This window comes from Stenotrophomonas sp. 62841_Sma, from assembly GCF_056482945.1.
In genome coordinates, this window is record NZ_CM151224.1 from 4,050,495 (window position 1) to 4,067,098 (window position 16,604).

Sequence of the window (16,604 nt, forward strand, 5' to 3'; positions counted from 1 at the left end):
GCGACTGTGAACGAAGAACCCCGGCACTGCCGGGGTTTCTTGTTTGCGTTGCACGGCCCGTCCGCCGGGCATGGCCCGGCGCTACCGGAAAGATGACGGGTAGCGCCGGGCCATGCCCGGCGAGCGAAGCGGTTGCCTCCCCCCTCGGACATGACGAAGGTCAAGGCCCGCGCCACACGCGGGGCGCAGACTCGCCGCATGGCCCGCCTGCCCTCCCCCGCGATGCTGATGCGTGCGCCGCACCGGCTGCTGTTCTTCATCGGCGCCAGCAACCTGCTGCTGGCGATGCTGTGGTGGGCGTTGTGGCTGGGCGCGCTGCGCGGGCTGTGGGCACCACAACCGCCGCCCCTACCTGCGGCATGGCTGCACGCCCTGCTGATGCAGTACCTGGTACTGCCCAGTTTCATCTTCGGCTTCCTGCTCACCGTGTTCCCGCGCTGGATGGCACAGCCGGAGCTGCCACGCAGCCGTTATGCGCCGGTCGGCATCGGCCTGTTTGGTGGGCAGGCGTTGCTGATTGCCGCCGCCTGCGGGTGGACACCCGGGCTGTGGCCCGGCCTGCTGCTGGCACTGGCCGGCTGGAGCGCCGGACTGATCGTGCTGGGACGCGTGCTCAAGGCCGCCGGTCCCAACCGCAACTGGCATGCGCGCGCCTGCTATGCCGCACTGCTGCTGGGCTGGCTGGGGCTGCTGCTGTTCATGGCGGTGGGGCGCGGCCACGCCACGCTGATGCCAGTCACGGTGGCACTCGGCACCTTCGGCCTGCTGCTACCGGTCTACCTCACCGTCGCGCACCGGATGATCCCGTTCTTCGCCAACAACGTGGTGGATGGCTATGTGGCGTGGCGCCCGCTGCGCTGGTTGGCTGCGATGTGGGCGCTGCTGATGCTGCGCCTGCTGTTGAGCGCGTTGCAGGTCGACCACCTGCTGTGGCTGGCCGATGCGCCGCTGCTGATGTTGTCGCTGCAGGCGCTATGGCACTGGTGGCCACGCGGGCCGATGCCGGGCCTGCTCGCGGCCCTGTTCCTGGCACTGGCGTGGCTGCCGATCAGCTTCGCGTTGTATCTGCTGCAGGACATCGGCCAGATGCTGGGCCATCCGCAACTGCTCGGCCGCGCGCCGCTGCATGCCCTCGCCGTGGGCCTGTTCGGCAGCCTGCTGGTGGCGATGGTGACCCGGGTCACCCAGGGCCATTCCGGCCGACCGCTGGTGATGCCGGCAGTGGCCTGGTTTGCGTTCATCGCGCTGCAGGCGGTGGCGATCATGCGCATCGTCGCCGAGCTGATGCCCGACGCCTACGCGTGGCATTTCGCCGCTGCCATCGGCTGGTTGCTGGCCTTGGCACCGTGGGTGGCACGGCTGGGCTGGATCTACCTGAGCCCACGGCGCGACGGCAAGCCGGGCTGACATCACCGCCGGGCATGGCACCATGATGGTCATGTCCGATATCCCGTTCGATCCCACCGCAATCACCACCTTCGCCGATGGCGACCCTGAGGAGAATCCCTGGGTTCTCGGCGCGCCGCAGCCGGAAGCGCTGCAGGTGGTGCCCTGGTCCACGCTGTGGGCCGACCAGTTCGAGCAGCAGCGCACGCAGCTGCAGGCGACACTCGGCAACACCGCGCTGGGCATTGAACATGTCGGCTCCACCGCGGTGCCGGGCCTGCCGGCCAAACCGGTACTGGACATCGACCTGCTGGTTGCCGATCCCGCCGACGAAGCGGCCTGGCTGCCAGCGCTGCAGGCACTGGGCTACGTGCTTACCATCCGCGAACCCTCGTGGTACCAGCACCGCATGCTGCGACTGCACGTGCCGCGCGTGAACCTGCACGTGTTCGCACCTGGTTGCGCCGAGCACCTCCGCCACTGCTTGTTCCGCGATTGGCTGCGCAGCCATGAAGATGACCGCAGGCGCTATGCACAGGCCAAGCAGGCAGCACTGCAGGGCAATGCCAACGTGCAGGCCTACAACCGCAGCAAGCAGGATGTGGTTCGCTGCATCTACGCGCGCCTGTTCGCAGCGCGCGGGTGGTGACGCAACGGCAGGTGCCGGCCCCAGTTGGCACCCGCCGGAACAGTGTCAGTACGCGAACTCGCGGAACACCGGATCGACGTCGCCGTGCCAGCGGCCATGGAACAGCGCCAGCTTGCGTTCGGCCGGGGTCAGGCCGGACTCGACGATCTCCTGCAGCACGTCCAGGAACTTGCTCTCGTCCTGGCCGTCGGCATTGCGCGCCGCGCGGCGCTTGAGGCCTTCGACGGAAATCTTCACCGCTTCACGGGCCAGGTCGCGCACGCTGCCAGTGCGGAACGGCAGGTTCATCGCATGCTTCGGCACGCCGTCGCGCAGTGCATGGCGCTCGGCCAGGGTGAAATCACGTACCAGGTCCCAGGCCGCATCCAGTGCGGTGTCGTCGTACAACAGGCCCACCCAGAATGCCGGCAGCGCACACAAGCGGCTCCACGGGCCACCGTCGGCACCGCGCATTTCCAGGTACTTCTTCAGGCGCACTTCCGGGAACGCGGTGGTCATGTGGTCCGACCAGTCGCGCAGCGTCGGCAGCGCGCCCGGCAGCACCGGCAGCTTGGCCTGCATGAAATCGCGGAAGCTCTGCCCGCTGGCGTCGTGGTAGATGCCATCGCGGTAGGAGAAATACATCGGCACGTCGAGCAGGTAATCGACATAGCGCTCGTAACCGAAGCCATCCTCGAACACGAAGTCGAGCATGCCGGTGCGGTCGGCGTCGGTGTCGGTCCAGATGTGCGAGCGGTAGCTCAGGTAGCCGTTGGGCTTGCCTTCGGTGAACGGCGAATCGGCGAACAGCGCGGTGGCGATCGGCTGCAGCGCCAGCGACACGCGGAACTTCTTCACCATGTCCGCTTCGGTGGCGTAGTCCAGGTTCACCTGCACCGTGCAGGTGCGGGTCATCATGTCCAGGCCCAGCGAGCCGACCTTGGGCATGTAGGCGCGCATGATCTTGTAGCGGCCCTTCGGCATCCACGGCATTTCATCGCGCTTCCATTTCGGCTGGAAGCCCATGCCGAGGAAGCCGAGCTGCAGCTCACCGGCCACCTGTGCCACTTCGTTGAGATGGGTGCCGGTCTCCACGCAGGTCTGGTGGATGGTCTCCAGCGCCGCGCCGGACAGTTCCAACTGACCGGCAGGTTCCAGCGTCACCGAGGCGCCATCGCGCAGCAGGGCGATGGTGTTGCCGTTCTCCTGCACCGGCTCCCAGCCGAAGCGGACCAGGCCGTTGAGCAGCGCTTCGATGCCGCGCTCGCCTTCAAAGGTCGGCGGGCGCAGGTCATCCAGGCGGAACCCGAACTTCTCGTGCTCGGTGCCGATGCGCCACTGCGCGCGGGGTTTCTCGCCGGAGGCGATCACCTCCACCAGCTGCGAGCGGTCGGTAATGGGTGTATCGGCGACGTGGCTGGGGCTCGACAAGGGGAAGGCTCGCTGGACAGTGGCGGGGGATGTGGGGCCCGGGGCCTTCCATCGCAAGGGCGCACTATAGCGTGGCGACCCGTTGCGTCATGCGACGGAGACGGTTTTCAGCATCCTACCGACGCCCTCTTGACCCTCGTACACTCGGGGCCATGAGCCGCCATTCACGACACCCCGAACTGCACCGCTCCGAGCGCGTCGGCTGGCTGCGTGCCGCCGTGCTGGGGGCCAACGATGGCATCGTCTCGGTGGCCGGCCTGGTGGTCGGCGTGGCCGCCAGCGGCGCCTCCGCGGCGACCATTCTGGCCACCGGCGTGGCTGGCACCGTGGCCGGCGCGATGTCGATGGCCGCTGGAGAGTATGTCTCCGTGCAGACCCAGGCCGACACCGAAGATGCCGACCTGGCGATGGAAAAGCGCGAACTGCACGAAGATCCGCACAGCGAGCTGGAAGAGCTGGCCGCGATCTACCGCCACCGCGGCCTGGAGCCGGCACTGGCGCGGCAGGTGGCCGAACAGCTCACCGCCCACGATGCGCTGGGCGCCCACGCACGCGACGAGCTGGGCATCATCGATACCCTGCGCGCGCGCCCGCTGCAGGCAGCGCTGGCCTCGGCCGGCGCCTTCACCTGTGGTGCGGCACTGCCGGTGCTGACCGCGCTGCTCGCGCCGGTCGACAAGGTCGCGATGATGACCACCGCCAGCACCCTGCTCGGCCTGTGCCTGACCGGCGCGATGGCGGCCCAGGCCGGCGGCGCACCGCCGGTACGCGGCGCGATCCGGGTGATGTTCTGGGGCGCGTTGGCGATGGCCGCGGCCGCCGGCGTCGGTCGCCTGCTCGGCGCACACGTGACATGACCGCCATGCTGCCCCCGGCCACCGCACTGCTGGCCGAGATGGCCAGTCTGGCGGGCTGTGAGCGCGCCGAAGGCTATGCCTGCATCACCGCTCGCCAAGAGCATGGCGCCAGCTCGGTGGAGATTCCGCAACCGCAGTTCGCGATCCTGCTGGAGGGCCGCAAGCAGGTGCGCACCGCGCACCAGTCGCTGGAATTCATCCCTGGCGACATCCTGTTGCTGACCCAGCGCTGCCGCATCGATGTGGTCAACAGCCCCGACCCGGGGACCGGCCGCTACCTCAGTGCCATCGTGCCGCTGTGTGCCGAAGTACTGGCGGCCGCACGCACGCTGTGGAGCGAGGACCTTCCCGCGCCGGGCCAGGCGATGGCACGTCTGCCTTTGATCGACCATGGCCCGGTGCTGCGCCAGTGGCGGCAATCGCTGCAGGACGGCCGTTACAGCGAGGCACGATTGGCCCTGGCCTCGCTGGTGCTGACCCTGTGCCGGCAGGGCCACGGCAACCTCTTGCTGCCACAGGCACCGAGCCTGGGCGAACAGATCCGCGACCGCATCGCCGCCGAACCGGCACGCGACTGGCAATCACGTGATGTGGAAGAACAGTTCGCAGTGAGTGGCGCGACCCTGCGCCGTCGCCTTGCGGCCGAGGACACCAGCCTGCGCCAGCTGCTTACCGAGGCCCGGCTGGCGCATGGCATGCAGCTGCTCTACACCACGGACCTGCCATTGAAGACCGTCGCTGCACGCGCGGGCTACCGGTCTGCGGCGAGTTTCAGCAAGCGCTTCGCCGAGCAATACGGACTGGCTCCCACAGACATTTGAAGGGGTTCGGCAGGGCTGCGCCCTGCACCCGCAGAGGCAACGGCAACGGCCGAAGCAACAGCAACAGCAACAGCAACAGCGGCTATCCGAGGGAAGGCGGGGCGGGGCGGTGTGGGTGGGCAGGACACGCCGTAAACCCATCCATGGGGGCTCGATGGCGCCATCCATGGCGCCAACGGTCCTGCCCACCCACACCACCCCGCCTCTGACAGATCTCCGCGGCTGTTGGTAGGTGTCGACCTTGGTCGACACGATTTTTCTGTCAGATATCGAATGAATCATCCACGCATTGCGTGGATCTATCGTGTCGACCAAGGTCGACCCCCACCAGGGCAATACGTCGTTCCAACAGATCGCAGAAAACTGTCGAAGGCGGGGTGGGTCCGGTTGCGGGGGCGTGAGCCGCATGGGCCCGAGGCATGCCTCGGGCGGGTTGGGCAGGACGCCCAACCCCGGTCTTGCCGTGTGCGCAGGAATGCGCACACGAGCAAGCGGCGACCGAGCTTACATGGGTGAGGGCGCTTTGCTTGCGAAGCACTGCTTCGCAAGCGCCCGAACGCACAGCCGCCAGCGGCTGGGCCGGGCCCCGGAGGGGGACTTGCAGCGCCCCCCGCAACCGGACCCACCCCGCCATCCCACGGATAGCCCGCTGTTGCTGTTGCTTCGGCCGTTGCCGTTGCCTCTGCGGGTGCAGGGCGCAGCCCTGCAGACAACACCCCTCCCTGAGCATTCCGCGTAGTGGTTTGAGCGCCGCACACACGTCGACCACGGCACGCTATGCGGCAACGGAACCACCCGTCGTCCACCGAGAACCATCATGTCCCTGCGTCCCCTGCCGCTGCACCACGCCCTGCTGTTGGCCCTGTCATCCCTGCCACTGGCCGCGCTGGCCGAAACCACGTCGCCTGCCCCCACCCAGCAGGTCCCCGGCGTCTACCACCAGCGCGTCGGTGCGCTGCAGGTCACCGCTCTGTTCGATGGCGTGGTCGCGCTGGGCCGGCAGGAAGTCGTGGGCGTGCCGCCGACGCTGGTCAGCCGCCTGCTGGAAGGCCGTTACGTGCCCGAAGACAAGAAGGGCCTGCAGACCGCGATCAATGCTTTCCTGGTGCGCCAGGGCAACCACCTGACCCTGGTCGATACCGGTACCGCGCAGTGCTTCGGCCCCGGCCTGGGCCAGGTGCTGGGCAACCTGCGCGCCTCCGGCGTGGACCCGGCCGAGGTGGATGAGGTGCTGCTGACCCACGCCCATCCGGACCATCTGTGCGGCGTGCTCGACGCGCAGGGCAAGCCGGCCTACCCGAATGCCACGGTGTGGCTGTCCAAGGCCGATGCCGACTACTGGCTCAACCCGGCCAGCGAGGCCACCGCGCCGAAGGGCGTGCGCTTTGCCTTCCCGCTGGCGCGCAACGCGGTAGCGCCCTATCAGGCCAGCGGCCACCTGCGCACCTTCAGTCCCGGCGATGCCCTGCCCGGTGGCGCGGTGGCGATGGACACCCATGGCCATACGCCCGGCCATGTCTCCTACCGGTTCGACAGCCAGGGCCAGTCGCTACTGGTGTGGGGTGATGTGCTGCACTTCCACGCAGTGCAGTTCGCGCACCCGGAGGCGGCCTTCGAGGCCGATTCGGACCGCAAGGCGGCCATCGCCAGCCGTCGCGGCCTGCTGCAGCAGGCCACCGCCAACGGTTGGTGGGTGGCCGGTGCGCACCTGCCGTTCCCCGGTCTGGGCCATGTGCGTGGCGAGGGCAAGGCCTATGCGTGGGTGCCGGCGGAGTACTCGCCGTTGAAATGAGGTATTGCCGACCAGTGGCCGGCACTACCCGGAAGCAGACCGCTAGGGCCGGGTCATGCCCGGCCCTAGCGGCCGGGTGCCAGACGCGGCGCGTCTCGTAGTTCGTCCAGGTACGGCAGCAGTTCCTGCAACGCCAAGTACGAACCCGCTTGCCGCGCGTCCATACGGATCGCCTGCCACTGCGCGTGTTCGAAGATCCGGGAATCAGAACAGTTGAGCGAGGTCGCATCGAGCTCAGCGCAGGATGCGCGAAGCCTCAGCAGCGCCTGCTGGCCCAATGGCGGCACCTGATCGGCCAGACCGTCCATGACGACCACCAGAGGCATCAGGACCGATGACTGGACCTCACAGGCAAGACACTGCGGCAGCCTTGCGGCTTGGCCCAATGCGTCCTGCTGGAGGAAATCGAGGGCAGAGAGCAAGGTGCAGGCCGCTTCGACGCGAGCACCGTCACCCGCCCCGTGCCATTGCCAGAGCGTTGCAGCAAATCCTTCCATCCGTACACCCCGACGAAAAGGCAGGCCGACCGCAGGCCGCCTTACTCCAGCCCCAGCCAGCCGCCGATCACGCCGCGGGCTTCGTCCACGCCGGTACGGTCTTCGCCGGAGAACACCTGCACGCTGACGCTGTCGCCGTATGCCGACTGCAGCTCCTTGCGCACCTTCTGCAGGGTCTGCATCTGCTGGCTGCGGCTCAGCTTGTCGGCCTTGGTCAGCAACGCATGCGCCGGCAGGCCACGCTGCACGGCATAGGCCAGCATCTGCCGGTCGTAGTCCTTCAGCGGGTGGCGGATATCCATCACCACCACCAGGCCCTTGAGGGCTTCGCGGGTGCGGAAATACCTGTCGATGAAGGCCTGCCAGTGCGCCTGCAGGTCCAGCGGCACCTTGGCGTAACCGTAACCGGGCAGATCGACCAGATGGGCTTCCGGGGTGACCTGGAAGAACACCAGCTGCTGGGTGCGGCCGGGCGTCTTGGAGACACGGGCCAGGGCGTTCTGGCGGGTCAGCGCGTTGAGCGCACTGGACTTGCCGGCGTTGGAGCGGCCGGCGAAGGCCACTTCGGCCCCTTCGTCGGGCGGCAGCTGCCGCACGTTATGGGCCGAAAGGTGGTAACGGGCGCGTTCGATGAGCAATGACATGTGCCTAGGATCGCATGTTGCGGCGCCGCGCGCCCGTGCCGGCGGCCTTTGCGGGCATTTTGCTGCACTGCTGCGTTGACCGTGCGCGGAAACGGCGTTGATAATCCGGGCGATGCCGGCGGCCACCGCCCGGCCCGGTCCATACGGAGCTTTAGCATGCGCCACGCTCGCGTTCTTGCCGTATCCGCCCTTGCCACTGCCGTAGTCGTTGCCGCCGCTGCGTTCGCGCAGACCACGTTGACCCCGCTGCCCGACAACGGGCCGATCAACACCGCCTCGCTGGAGGTCGATTTCAGCAAGACCCACTGGGGCGATGCCAAGGCCGGCCAGACCAAGGCCTCGGCCTGCGCGGCCTGCCATGGCGCCGACGGCAATTCCACGGTGGAGATGTACCCGTCCATCGCCGGCCAGAGCGAACGCTACGTCGCCCAGCAGATGGCCCTGATCGCCAACGGGCAGCGCAGCTCCGGCGCGGCGGTGGCGATGGTGCCGTTCGTGCAGAACCTCACCCCGCAGGACATGCGCGACATCGGCGCGTTCTTCGCCACGCAGAAGGCCACTGCCGGCATCGCCGATGACACGGCGGTCACCGACGGCCCCTACAAGGGCATGAAGTTCTACGAGATCGGCCAGCAGCTGTACCGTGGCGGCGATGCCAAGCGTGGCCTGCCGGCCTGCATGGCCTGCCACGGCCCCAGCGGCGCCGGTAATCCGGGGCCGGCCTATCCGCACATCGGTGGCCAGCACGCCAGCTATGTCGCGCGCCGCCTGCAGGAATACCAGGCTGGCCAGACCAACGAAACCGACAAGGCGCACTTCCAGATCATGGCTGCGGTTGCGCAGAAGCTGAGCGAGCAGGAGGTGCAGGCGCTGTCGAGCTACCTGCAGGGCCTGCACAACAAGGCCGACGACATGGCCGTTGCCACCGCGCCGGCACAACCGGCTGCCGCCCCCTGACCACCACTGGTCGGCCCGGGTCGCCACGCCGGCCCGCGGCTGCGGTATGTTTCCTTCACGCCGGCGACCGCGCCGGCGTTGCTTTTTTCAACGGAGATGCGTGTCGATGAGGTTGATTTCCCGCCTGCTGTTGTCTTTGCTGGTGCTGCTGCCGCTGGTAGCCTGCGCCGCCACCCCCGCCAATGCCCCGCTGGTCGAAGGCAAGGACTACGAGCGCATCGCCCAGCCGGGCCCGTTCCAGCCGCTGGCCGGCAAGATCGAGGTGGTCGAGGTCTTCGGCTACACCTGCCCACACTGCGCCCGTTTCGAACCGCAGCTGGAAGCCTGGGCAGCCAAGCTGCCGGCCGATGTGCGCTTCACTCCGGTACCGGCAGCCTTCGGCGGCGCCTGGGATGCCTGGGCACTGGCCTACTACGCCGCCGACGAAGTCGGCGTGGCCAAGCGCAGCCATGCCGCCGTGTTCAAGGCACTGCACCAGGACGGCTCGCTGCCGATGCAGAACGTCTCGGCCGATGAGCTCGCCACCTTCTACAAGGCCTACGGCGTGACCCCGGACCGTTACCTGCAGGCCCTGCGCGGCGATGCCGTACAGAAGAAGGTCGATGCCGCCCGCGCGTTCGCCCAGCGCACCAAGATCCCCGGGACCCCGGCGCTGATCATCAACGGCCAGTACCTGGTCCGTGGCGACAGCTTCGACGACCAGCTGCGCATCGCCTCGGCGCTGATCGCCCAGGCCCGCGCCGCCCGCGGCCGCTGAACCAACACCCACCACCGACACGGCGCTGTCGCCGCCGCGTGTCATCATTTCCCCCTGGCCGGCGCATGACGCCGGCCCCACCTTTCCAGATGCTGGAGACGTTTCCATGAAGATCCGTTACACCCTCGCCCTCGCAGCGCTGCTGCCGATCCTGGCGGCCTGCAAGGCCGACGACGGCAGCACCAACACCACCGCGGCCCCGGCCGAACCGGCTGCAGCTCCGGCGACCACCGAACCGGCCGCTCCGGCAGCGGGTACCGAAGGCGCCGCCCCGGCCGCTGCCGAAGGCGAGAAGGCCGCGGCTGAATCCGCCCCGGCCGCTGCACCGGCCCCGACCACCACCGCACTGACCGGCCCGGCCCCGGTGGAAGGCGCCGACTACCAGGTGATCCCGAACGGCCAGCCGTTCCAGCCGGCCGCCGGCAAGATCGAAGTGACCGAGATCTTCGGCTATGTCTGCCCGGCCTGCGCCGCGTTCCAGCCGCTGGTCGGCCCGTGGAAGGCCGGCCTGCCGAGCGACGTGAACTTCGTCTACGTGCCGGCCATGTTCGGCGGTACCTGGGACAACTACGCCCGTGCCTTCTACGCCGCGCAGACCCTGGGCGTGCAGGAGAAGACCCACGAAGCCCTGTACGCTGCCATCCATTCGCAGAAGACCCTGAAGGGCGAGCGCGGCACCGATTCGGTTGACGACATCGCCAAGTTCTACGGTGCCTACGGCGTGGATCCGAAGCAGTTCGCCGCCACCATGGGCAGCTTCGCGGTGAATGCCAAGACCAACTCGGCCAAGCAGTTCGCCCAGCGCAGCCAGATCAGCGGCACCCCGTCGATCATCGTCAACGGCAAGTACCTGGTGAAGGGCAAGAGCTTCCCGGACATGCTGCGCATTGCCGACCACCTGATCGCCCGCGAACGCGGTGCGGCCCAGGCTCACTGATCCAAGAGAAGCGTTTCCCGGCCGTGAATTCCCCCCGTACACGGACCCTGCGCTTGCTGACGGCCAACATCCAGGCCGGCTCAAGTACCCGCCGCTACAGCGACTATGTGACCCGCAGCTGGTCACATGCGCTGCCGGCGGGCCGCAAGCGCAGCAGCCTGGACGCGATCGCCACCCTGGCGCGCGAACATGACATCGTCGGCCTGCAGGAGGCCGACCCGGGCAGCCTGCGCTCGGGCTTCACCAACCAGACCCACTACCTGGCCCAGCGTGCCGGCTTCAACTACTGGAGCCACCAGCCGAACCGGCGCATGGGCGGGGTCGCCTCCAGCGCCAACGGCCTGCTGAGCAAGCTGGAACCGGTGGAAGTGCAGGATCACGCCCTGCCCGGCCGCATCGGCGGGCGCGGCGTGCTGCTGGCCAAGTTCGGCGACGGCGCCGATGGCCTGGCGGTAGCGGTAGCCCATCTGTCGCTGGGCGCGGGTTCGCGGATGTCGCAGCTGGGCTTCATCGCCGAGCTGCTGTCCGACCATCCCAATGCGGTGCTGATGGGCGACTTCAACTGCCTGGCAGAACGCCCGGAAATGCAGGTGCTGTACCAGAAGACCCGCCTGCAACCACCGGGCTGCATCGTGCCGACCTTCCCCAGCTGGCGCCCCGATCGCGCCATCGACCACATCCTGGTCAGCAGCGGCCTGCAGACCCGCACCGTGGAAGCCGTACCGGCCGCGTTCTCCGATCACCTCGCCCTGGCGATGCAGATCGACGTCCCGGCGGACGCCCTGCGCTGACCGCTCCTGGTGGGTGCCAACCTTGGTTGGCACGCTCTCCGCCGGGCATGGCCCGGCGCTACCCCGCCTGCACCACCGGCACCTTCAGCCGCCGCGCGGTCATCGTGCTGCCCACCGAGGCCAGCACCGTGCAGCCGATCGCCAGCCACTGCAATCCATGCAGGTGCTCGTGCAGCAGCAGCATCGCCCACAGCGCGGCTACTGCCGGCTCCATGCTGATCAGGATGCCGAAGGTCTCCTTGGGCAGGCGCTTGAGCGCCATCATCTCCAGCGACATCGGGATCGCGCTGGACACCAACGCCACCAGCAGGCCAGCGGCCAGGATCTTCGGATCGAGCAGTGCGGCGCCGGCATGCACCACGCCCACCGGCACCACCACCAGCGACGCCGCCAGCAGCCCCAGCGACACCGAATGCCCGGCGTGCAGATGGCCGGCACGCTTGCCGAACACGATGTACAGGCCCCAGCACGCCGCCGCACCCATGGCATACAGCACGCCGGCCGGATCCAGCGCCGGGCCGCCACCGATCGGCAACAGCAACAGCAGCCCCACCGCCGCGCAGCCCACCCACAGGAAGTCGATCGGTCGCCGTGATGACAGCATCGCCACCGTCAGCGGCCCGGTGAACTCGATGGCCACCGCGATGCCGAAGGGAATCGTGCGCAGGGCCATGTAGAACAGCAGGTTCATCAGGCCCAGGGTGAGCCCGTAGCGCAGGATGGTGATCGCATCCACGCGGCTGGTCTTCCAGCGCCATGGCCGCCAGAACAGCAGCAGCAACAGCGCCGAAAAGCCCACGCGCAGCGCGCTGGTGCCCTGGGCACCGATCAGCGGGAACAGGTGTTTTGCGTAGGAGGTGCCGATGGCCAGCGAGGTGACCGAGCCGAGCACCGCCAGCGCCGGCAACATCGGCGCGAGTCGTGAGGTCTGCATGCGCAAAGTCTATTGCGCCGGCGCCGAGCACTTGGCTCAATTGACAGCCCGTTCGTGCAACTTCTGCTCGCCATGGCCACCGCCCCCGTGCTCGACAGCTTCGACCGCGCCATCCTCGACCTGCTGCAGCGGGACAACACCCTGCCGCAGCGCGAAATCGCCGAGGCCGTGCACCTGTCCACCCCGGCCGTGCAGCGCCGCATCAAGCGCCTGCAGGACAGCGGCGTGATCGCGGCCAATGTAGCGGTGGTCGCCGCCGCCAAGGTCGGGCGGCCGCTGACCATCATCGTCGAGGTGCGCGTGGTCAGCGAGCAGCGCGAGCGGGTGGCGCCGTTCAAGCGCCGCGTACAGGACGACCCGGCCGTGCAGCAGTGCTACTCGATCACCGGCGATGGCGATTTCCTGCTGTTGCTTTCGGCGGCGTCGATGGAGGAGTACGAGGCGATCACCGAGCGCTTGTTCGGTGGCGATGACAACATCGAGCGCTTCCGTACCTCGGTGGCACTGGGCACCTTGAAGCGAAGTTTCGAGGTCCCGCTGGCACCGGTTCTGTAGCGTCGAGCCATGCTCGACTGCGCTTTTACTGCAGAGCAACAGCCGTCGAGCATGGCTCGACGCTACAGTCGGAGACCATGAGCACTCCGTCCTCTCCTGCCGGTCGCCTGCGCCGCTGGCTGCTGCGCGGTCTGTGGCTGGCCATTGCCGTCGTTGCCGCGATGGCGCTGTGGAACAGTCCCTGGGCCGCCGCACCAAAGATGCTGTGGACACTCGCGCAGATGCCGCCGGCCACCGAACTCCCGGTGCCGGTGGAGGGTGTGCGCCCCCGCCAGATCGCCGATACCTTCGGCGCGCCGCGCGGCCGCGACCGCTCCCACGCCGGCATCGATATCTTCGCCCAGCGCGGCACGCCGGTGCGCAGCGTCACTGCCGGCGTCATCGCGGATGTCAGCGAACGCGGCCTCGGTGGTCGCCAGGTCTGGGTGATCGGGCCCGGGCGGGAACGCTACTACTACGCGCATCTGGAAGGCTGGGCCGAGGGCCTGGCGCGCGGCCAGGTGGTGCAGGCCGGTGACCTGCTCGGCCACGTGGGCGACAGCGGCAATGCCAAGGGCACGCCGCCGCATCTGCACTGGGGCATCTACGGCACGAACGGCCCCCGCAACCCGTTGCCGTTGCTGCGCTGATCGCCACGGCGCACCCGCGCACCGAACCGTTCATGATTTGTAAATAGGAATAGTTCGTATTACCATTTCTTTCGTTTCCGGTGGTGCCAGGACGGCCTGCCCGCCCTTCCCCTACCCGTAGCGCCTCGCCTCCTGGATGCCGGCCGAACGCGCGTGCTCGTCCCCAGGACCCCCATGACCCGTCCCGCCTTCCGTACCCTGCAGCCGCAGCGGCTGTCCGTTGCCGTGCTTGCCGTTCTCTGCGCCGTGGCCCCGGCCGCCTTCGCCGACACCGCCGCCGATCCGACCACGCTGGACAAGGTGGTGGTCAAGGGCGAACGTGCCGAAGGCTATTCGGTGCGCCGCACCTCGGCCGGTACCCGCTTCGATCTGGCACCGCGCGAGATCCCGCAGTCGGTCAGCATCATCAGCCACCAGCGCATCGAAGATCAGAAGCTGGACGACATCATCGACGTGCTGGCCAACACCACCGGCGTGACCAGCACCCAGTCCGACAGCGAGCGCACCGAGTTCTACGCGCGTGGCTTCTACATCGATGCCTACCAGTTCGATGGCCTGCCGACGCAGATGGTGCAGAACTGGAGCTACGGCGATTCCGGCCTCGATCTTGCGCTGTACGACCGCGTGGAAGTGGTACGCGGCGCTACCGGCCTGCTCAGCGGTGCCGGCAATCCGTCCGCCTCGGTGAACCTCATCCGGAAACACGCCGACAGCGCAGAACTGACCGGCAGCATCTCGGTGAACGTCGGCAGTTGGGGCCGCACACGCACCACCGTGGACGTGGGCACGGCGCTGAACGCCAGTGGCACGGTGCGCGGCCGGGTGATCGGCAGCTACCTGGACACCGATGGCCAGATGGACCGCTACAACCAGCGCAAGACGCTGGGTTATGCCGTCATCGACGCCGACCTGACCCCGGACACGCAGCTCAGCGTGGGCTACGACTACCAGCAGAAGCGCGCCAACGGCGCGACCTGGGGCGGCTTCCCGATGTGGTACGCCGATGGCAGCCCGACCAACTATCCGACCTCGTTCAATCCGTCGCCGGACTGGACCTACTGGGACACCACCAGCAAGCGTGCGTTCGCCACCCTGCAGCATGCCTTCAGCAACGGCTGGAAGTTCAAGATCGGCGCCACCCACGACCGCACCAAGGCCGACGACAAGCTGTTCTATCCGGCCTACACCGCGTTCAACAAGACCACGGGCGCCGGCATCACGCCGATGGCCGGCTTCTACAACACCGAGCGCAAGGTTGATGGCATCGATGGCTACATCGATGGGCCGTTCCAGCTGTTCGGACGCGAACACCAGTTCATGGCCGGCCTGAGCTACAACAAGCGTGAGTTCGCCAACTATGGTGATTTCCAGCCTGACTTCAACGATCCGAATGCACAGTACCTGCCGCTGGCCAGCTACTTCGGCTGGACCGGTGATTTCCCGCAGCCGAACTGGCGACCGCTGAAGCTTGCCAGCCAGGGCACCATCACCCAAAAGGCCGGCTATGCCGCCGCACGCCTGTCGCTGGCCGATCCACTGAAGCTGATCATCGGTGCGCGCTACACCGACTGGAAGAGCGAAGACGAAGGCAACGACCGCTCGCACAAAGTGACCACGCCGTATGCCGGCCTGGTCTACGACATCAACGATACCTACTCCGCCTACGCCAGCTATACCGAGATCTTCCAGCCGCAGACGCTGCGCAACAAGCAGGGCAGCTACCTCGATCCGGTCGATGGCAAGAGCTACGAAGTCGGCGTCAAGGGCGCGTGGTTCGACAACCGGCTGAATGCATCCGTGGCAGTGTTCCGCATCGAGCAGGACAACGTTGGCCAGGAAACCATGGACAAGGTCGACGGGCAAATGAACGAGACCGCCTACATCGCTGCACGTGGCACCGTCAGCCGCGGCTTCGAGTTCGAAGTGAACGGCGAACTGGCACCGGGCTGGAACGCGACCTTCGGTGCTTCACGTTACGTGGCCAAGGACATCAACGGCGCCGACATCAACACCAACCTGCCGCAGACCGCGCTGAAGCTGTTCACCAGCTACACCCCGCAATCGCTGCAGGAACTGACCGTCGGCGGCGGTGCCAACTGGCAGAACCGCATCTACTACGCTGCGCCGGTAGTGGGCCGCTTCGAACAGGAAGGCTACGCGCTGGTCAGTGCCTTCGTGCGCTACCGCATCTCGCCGGAGTTCAGCGTGCAGGCCAACCTCAACAACCTGCTGGACAAGAAGTACTACTCGCAGATCACCGGCTACGGTGCCTACGGCGACGGCCGCAATGGCTCGCTGACGTTCACCTGGGCGTTCTGATCCAACCGGCCTTGTAGCGTCGAGCCATGCTCGACTCGATCACACGGGGTCGTCGAGCACGGCTCGACACCACAACGGGGGCGCCCAGCGCCCCCGTTGCCGCGCTGCCCTTGCAGGTGTAGCGTCGCGCAGACGGATACCTCGCGCCTTCCCCCTCCAGGACGACCGGCCATGCGCACCCGCACGAAACTCGGTCTATCGCTCGTGGCCCTGTTCTCTTCGCTGCCGCTGATGGTCGCTACAGGCAATGGCTACTTCATCCTGCTTCTGCTGATCGGCCTGCCCGCAGCGATCCTGTTCTGGTTCGATCTGGGCCGTGAACTGCGCGCCATCCCCACTCCCACCCGCTCCGAGCGCGCGCTGGGATTGGCAATGGGCATTCCACAGGTGCTGTTCGGACTGTTGTGCGCGGGGATCGGCCTGATCCTGGTGGCCTGGATCCTGTACAACCTGCTGGTCCAAACGCTGCCACAGTTCCGCATCCCCTCACTGCCCGCCTTCGCGGTCGGGCCGATGATGATCGTGGCCGGACTGGGATGGGCACGCACCGCGTTCCGCCGTGCCAGCCTTGAACAGGATGACCCGGAACAGGACATTCCGGATTGACCACCTTCATGGAGTCGAGCATGGCTCGACGCTGCAACGGCGCCGGGCGGAGCCCGGCGCCGT

General features: G+C 67.6%; 17 protein-coding genes. 13 read left to right on the plus strand and 4 right to left on the minus strand.

Annotation, left to right across the window (positions count from 1 at the left end; all coding sequences use genetic code 11):
* Nucleotides 1–150: 150 nt before the first annotated feature.
* Together ACZK5G_RS18905 and ACZK5G_RS18910 are read left to right on the plus strand one after the other, a co-directional pair.
* Nucleotides 151–1,407 carry an NnrS family protein gene (locus tag ACZK5G_RS18905; protein WP_478464397.1) on the plus strand — a complete coding sequence of 419 codons (1,257 nt, stop codon included), beginning with the start codon at nucleotides 151–153 and terminating at the stop codon, nucleotides 1,405–1,407.
* 31 nt (nucleotides 1,408–1,438) lie between these two features.
* Complete coding sequence (locus ACZK5G_RS18910; RefSeq protein WP_478464398.1) at nucleotides 1,439–2,035, plus strand: GrpB family protein; 597 nt, start codon at nucleotides 1,439–1,441, stop codon at nucleotides 2,033–2,035.
* A 45-nt stretch (nucleotides 2,036–2,080) separates the two neighbouring features.
* Here ACZK5G_RS18910 and ACZK5G_RS18915 read toward each other — a convergent pair whose 3' ends face one another.
* The gene (locus ACZK5G_RS18915; protein WP_032129893.1) at nucleotides 2,081–3,445 is read right to left on the minus strand and encodes a glutamate--cysteine ligase; all 1,365 of its coding nucleotides are present in this window, start codon (nucleotides 3,443–3,445) and stop codon (nucleotides 2,081–2,083) included.
* A 152-nt stretch (nucleotides 3,446–3,597) separates the two neighbouring features.
* Here ACZK5G_RS18915 and ACZK5G_RS18920 point away from each other — a divergent pair, with 152 nt between their 5' ends.
* The 3 genes from ACZK5G_RS18920 (at nucleotide 3,598) to ACZK5G_RS18930 (ending at nucleotide 6,915) form a co-directional block, all read left to right on the plus strand.
* The gene (locus ACZK5G_RS18920) at nucleotides 3,598–4,302 is read left to right on the plus strand and encodes a VIT1/CCC1 transporter family protein (RefSeq protein WP_478464400.1); all 705 of its coding nucleotides are present in this window, start codon (nucleotides 3,598–3,600) and stop codon (nucleotides 4,300–4,302) included.
* Nucleotides 4,299–5,123, plus strand: coding sequence for a helix-turn-helix transcriptional regulator (locus ACZK5G_RS18925; RefSeq protein WP_478464401.1), 825 nt, complete (start codon nucleotides 4,299–4,301; stop codon nucleotides 5,121–5,123). The genes ACZK5G_RS18920 and ACZK5G_RS18925 overlap by 4 nt, the downstream gene beginning before the upstream one ends.
* Before the next feature lie 817 nt (nucleotides 5,124–5,940).
* On the plus strand, nucleotides 5,941–6,915 hold the full coding sequence (locus tag ACZK5G_RS18930; RefSeq protein WP_478464403.1) for an MBL fold metallo-hydrolase: 975 nt from the start codon (nucleotides 5,941–5,943) through the stop codon (nucleotides 6,913–6,915).
* A 65-nt stretch (nucleotides 6,916–6,980) separates the two neighbouring features.
* Here ACZK5G_RS18930 and ACZK5G_RS18935 read toward each other — a convergent pair whose 3' ends face one another.
* A complete protein-coding gene (locus ACZK5G_RS18935) occupies nucleotides 6,981–7,412 on the minus strand; it encodes a hypothetical protein (protein WP_049400463.1) in 432 nt (143 codons plus the stop codon).
* A 41-nt stretch (nucleotides 7,413–7,453) separates the two neighbouring features.
* Complete coding sequence (yihA, locus tag ACZK5G_RS18940; protein WP_049400464.1) at nucleotides 7,454–8,056, minus strand: ribosome biogenesis GTP-binding protein YihA/YsxC; 603 nt, start codon at nucleotides 8,054–8,056, stop codon at nucleotides 7,454–7,456.
* Between the two features lie 156 nt (nucleotides 8,057–8,212).
* On the opposite strand from yihA, the gene ACZK5G_RS18945 reads away from it, so the two are divergent.
* The 4 genes from ACZK5G_RS18945 (at nucleotide 8,213) to ACZK5G_RS18960 (ending at nucleotide 11,498) form a co-directional block, all read left to right on the plus strand.
* On the plus strand, nucleotides 8,213–9,013 hold the full coding sequence (locus tag ACZK5G_RS18945; protein ID WP_478464406.1) for a c-type cytochrome: 801 nt from the start codon (nucleotides 8,213–8,215) through the stop codon (nucleotides 9,011–9,013).
* 106 nt (nucleotides 9,014–9,119) lie between these two features.
* Nucleotides 9,120–9,770: a thiol:disulfide interchange protein DsbA/DsbL gene (locus ACZK5G_RS18950; RefSeq protein WP_201117322.1), complete on the plus strand. Its 651-nt coding sequence runs from the start codon at nucleotides 9,120–9,122 to the stop codon at nucleotides 9,768–9,770.
* 106 nt (nucleotides 9,771–9,876) lie between these two features.
* Nucleotides 9,877–10,707, plus strand: a complete 831-nt coding sequence (locus ACZK5G_RS18955; protein ID WP_478464408.1) for a thiol:disulfide interchange protein DsbA/DsbL — start codon at nucleotides 9,877–9,879, stop codon at nucleotides 10,705–10,707.
* A gap of 53 nt (nucleotides 10,708–10,760) precedes the next feature.
* The gene (locus ACZK5G_RS18960) at nucleotides 10,761–11,498 is read left to right on the plus strand and encodes an endonuclease/exonuclease/phosphatase family protein (protein ID WP_005419292.1); all 738 of its coding nucleotides are present in this window, start codon (nucleotides 10,761–10,763) and stop codon (nucleotides 11,496–11,498) included.
* Between the two features lie 58 nt (nucleotides 11,499–11,556).
* Here the strand turns inward: ACZK5G_RS18960 and ACZK5G_RS18965 are convergent, their stop codons facing one another.
* Nucleotides 11,557–12,432 (minus strand): EamA family transporter, encoded by an 876-nt coding sequence (locus ACZK5G_RS18965; protein ID WP_032128972.1) that lies wholly within the window; start codon nucleotides 12,430–12,432, stop codon nucleotides 11,557–11,559.
* 72 nt (nucleotides 12,433–12,504) lie between these two features.
* Here ACZK5G_RS18965 and ACZK5G_RS18970 point away from each other — a divergent pair, with 72 nt between their 5' ends.
* From ACZK5G_RS18970 to ACZK5G_RS18985, 4 genes are all read left to right on the plus strand, one after another.
* Nucleotides 12,505–12,987, plus strand: a complete 483-nt coding sequence (locus tag ACZK5G_RS18970; protein WP_049400468.1) for an Lrp/AsnC family transcriptional regulator — start codon at nucleotides 12,505–12,507, stop codon at nucleotides 12,985–12,987.
* A 77-nt stretch (nucleotides 12,988–13,064) separates the two neighbouring features.
* On the plus strand, nucleotides 13,065–13,616 hold the full coding sequence (locus tag ACZK5G_RS18975; RefSeq protein WP_071229523.1) for a M23 family metallopeptidase: 552 nt from the start codon (nucleotides 13,065–13,067) through the stop codon (nucleotides 13,614–13,616).
* Between the two features lie 174 nt (nucleotides 13,617–13,790).
* A complete protein-coding gene (fhuE, locus tag ACZK5G_RS18980) occupies nucleotides 13,791–15,935 on the plus strand; it encodes a ferric-rhodotorulic acid/ferric-coprogen receptor FhuE (protein ID WP_032128963.1) in 2,145 nt (714 codons plus the stop codon).
* Between the two features lie 171 nt (nucleotides 15,936–16,106).
* Nucleotides 16,107–16,541 (plus strand): hypothetical protein, encoded by a 435-nt coding sequence (locus tag ACZK5G_RS18985; protein WP_121504385.1) that lies wholly within the window; start codon nucleotides 16,107–16,109, stop codon nucleotides 16,539–16,541.
* Nucleotides 16,542–16,604 lie beyond the last annotated feature (63 nt).

Excerpts from the sequence above, each read along its gene's own strand:
- ACZK5G_RS18905 (WP_478464397.1), top strand. The coding sequence starts at position 151 with ATGACGAAGGTCAAGGCCCGCGCCACACGCGGGGCGCAGACTCGCCGC.
- ACZK5G_RS18910 (WP_478464398.1), top strand. The coding sequence starts at position 1,439 with ATGTCCGATATCCCGTTCGATCCCACCGCAATCACCACCTTCGCCGAT.
- ACZK5G_RS18920 (WP_478464400.1), top strand. The coding sequence starts at position 3,598 with ATGAGCCGCCATTCACGACACCCCGAACTGCACCGCTCCGAGCGCGTC.
- ACZK5G_RS18925 (WP_478464401.1), top strand. The coding sequence starts at position 4,299 with ATGACCGCCATGCTGCCCCCGGCCACCGCACTGCTGGCCGAGATGGCC.
- ACZK5G_RS18930 (WP_478464403.1), top strand. The coding sequence starts at position 5,941 with ATGTCCCTGCGTCCCCTGCCGCTGCACCACGCCCTGCTGTTGGCCCTG.
- ACZK5G_RS18935 (WP_049400463.1), bottom strand. The coding sequence starts at position 7,412 with ATGGAAGGATTTGCTGCAACGCTCTGGCAATGGCACGGGGCGGGTGAC.
- yihA (WP_049400464.1), bottom strand. The coding sequence starts at position 8,056 with ATGTCATTGCTCATCGAACGCGCCCGTTACCACCTTTCGGCCCATAAC.
- ACZK5G_RS18945 (WP_478464406.1), top strand. The coding sequence starts at position 8,213 with ATGCGCCACGCTCGCGTTCTTGCCGTATCCGCCCTTGCCACTGCCGTA.
- ACZK5G_RS18950 (WP_201117322.1), top strand. The coding sequence starts at position 9,120 with ATGAGGTTGATTTCCCGCCTGCTGTTGTCTTTGCTGGTGCTGCTGCCG.
- ACZK5G_RS18955 (WP_478464408.1), top strand. The coding sequence starts at position 9,877 with ATGAAGATCCGTTACACCCTCGCCCTCGCAGCGCTGCTGCCGATCCTG.
- ACZK5G_RS18965 (WP_032128972.1), bottom strand. The coding sequence starts at position 12,432 with ATGCAGACCTCACGACTCGCGCCGATGTTGCCGGCGCTGGCGGTGCTC.
- ACZK5G_RS18970 (WP_049400468.1), top strand. The coding sequence starts at position 12,505 with ATGGCCACCGCCCCCGTGCTCGACAGCTTCGACCGCGCCATCCTCGAC.
- ACZK5G_RS18975 (WP_071229523.1), top strand. The coding sequence starts at position 13,065 with ATGAGCACTCCGTCCTCTCCTGCCGGTCGCCTGCGCCGCTGGCTGCTG.
- fhuE (WP_032128963.1), top strand. The coding sequence starts at position 13,791 with ATGACCCGTCCCGCCTTCCGTACCCTGCAGCCGCAGCGGCTGTCCGTT.
- ACZK5G_RS18985 (WP_121504385.1), top strand. The coding sequence starts at position 16,107 with ATGCGCACCCGCACGAAACTCGGTCTATCGCTCGTGGCCCTGTTCTCT.